The 255-nt window shown below is 64.7% G+C and carries 1 protein-coding gene; it reads right to left on the bottom strand.

From position 1 onward, the window contains the following. Positions 1-220 (bottom strand): DDE-type integrase/transposase/recombinase (locus tag IU459_RS38110; RefSeq protein WP_324199186.1); only part of this gene is annotated, 220 nt, incomplete at its 3' end. Positions 221-255: the final 35 nt, after the last annotated feature.

Genomic DNA, 255 nt, shown 5'->3' with positions numbered 1-255 from the left:
CACGGCCCATCGACTGCACCACACCGAGGTGCCGGCACAGGGCATTCGTGGCCGCGGCGGTGTATTCGCTGCCGCGATCAGAGTGGAAGACAACCCCGTCGATCGCGTCGAACCCACCCCGGGTGGCGGCGGCCATTTTCAATGCGGCACAGGCCAGTTCGGCATCATGATTCGCGCTGGTGGCGTAGCCGAGCAGACGCCCGGAGAACCGGTCCTCCACCGAAGCCAAATACAGTTTCCCCTCCAAGGTAGGGA

The organism is Nocardia amamiensis, assembly GCF_015477605.1.
Lineage (GTDB): Bacteria > Actinomycetota > Actinomycetes > Mycobacteriales > Mycobacteriaceae > Nocardia > Nocardia amamiensis_A.
Note: the sequence above shows the minus strand (reverse complement) of the source record. Positions and strands in the feature narration are given on the sequence as shown.